Below are 1,263 nucleotides of genomic sequence, written 5' to 3'. Positions count from 1 at the left end.
CCGCGGCGCGCACCGGCCAGACGGATCTGACCTGATAGGAGCTTGGACGAGAAGCCCCGTCACAGACCTGTCGCCCGTCCGGCCGGTTCGCCCCATCCGTCAGACCAGCCCTAACGGAGGAGCGGATCCCAGCATGACAACAGAAGGCATCAGAGTCATCGGCGGTGTCGACACCCACAAGCACACCCACTACGCGGCGGCCATCGACGACCACGGTCGCCTGCTCGACCACCAGGAGTTCCCTGCAACGGACCGGGGATATCGCCACCTGCTCACGTGGCTCCGCGGCCACGGAGAGCTGATCGCGATCGGGGTCGAGAGCACCGGGTCTTACGGTGCGACGTTGACACGGGCTCTTACCACCGCCGGCGAGCAGGTCATCGAGGTCAATCGGCCCAACCGGCTGGCCCGCCGCATGGACGGCAAATCCGATCGCCTCGACGCCGAACAGATCGCTCGCGCCGTACTCGGGAAGACCTCAACGGCAACACCGAAGGCCAAGTCCGGCGCCGTCGAGGTCATCCGCACCTTGCGCGTCACCCGAGCCAGCGCCGTCAAAGCACGTACACAGGCCTTCAACACCCTCTGGGGAGTCATGATCGGAGCGCCATCCCCGCTGCGCGACGAACTAGCGCTGCTCACCAAGCGCACCCTGGTCAACACGTGCCTCGGACTGCGGCCCGAAACCGATGAGCTACTCAGCCTGACCAGTGACCCCGACCGCCTGCTCCTGGCAACAGTCAAGACCTCCCTGCGTGACCTGGCCCGCCGCTGGCGGGCACTCGATACCGAGATCACGGCCCTCAACCGTCAGATCGAAGCCATGGTCGAGGCCACCGCGCCAGAGCTCGTCGAACTCCACGGCGTCGGAGCCGAGATCGCCGGCCAGTTCCTTGTCACCGCTGGCGACAACGCCGATCGCATCCGCAACGAGGCAGCCTTCGCCAAACTCTGCGGTGTCGCACCACAGCCCGCGAGCAGCGGTCGAACCACCGGCCGGCATCGACTCAGCCGGAGCGGGGACCGAGCGGCCAACAGCGCGCTCTACATCGTCACTATCGTCCGGATGCGGCGTCACCAACCCACCCGCGACTACGTCGAACGCCGCACCGCCGAGGGGCTCAGCAAACGAGACATCATCCGCTGCCTCAAGCGATACATCGCCCGCGAGATCTACGCCAACCTGCCGAAGCCAACCGCAGACCAGCCACGGCTGACACGCGTTCAAGATGCGGCTTGACGAACATAGGAGCATCGAACGCT

Annotated in this window: 1 protein-coding gene; it reads left to right on the top strand. The window is 66.0% G+C overall.

Annotated elements, in window-relative coordinates; genetic code table 11:
- A partial coding sequence (locus CHB84_RS22165; RefSeq protein ID WP_217898702.1) for an IS110 family RNA-guided transposase occupies positions 1 to 1,240 on the top strand: 1,240 nt, incomplete at its 5' end.
- Positions 1,241 to 1,263: the final 23 nt, after the last annotated feature.

The sequence above is a fragment of the Haloechinothrix alba genome (assembly GCF_900188115.1).
GTDB lineage: Bacteria > Actinomycetota > Actinomycetes > Mycobacteriales > Pseudonocardiaceae > Haloechinothrix > Haloechinothrix alba.
Note: the sequence above shows the minus strand (reverse complement) of the source record. Positions and strands in the feature narration are given on the sequence as shown.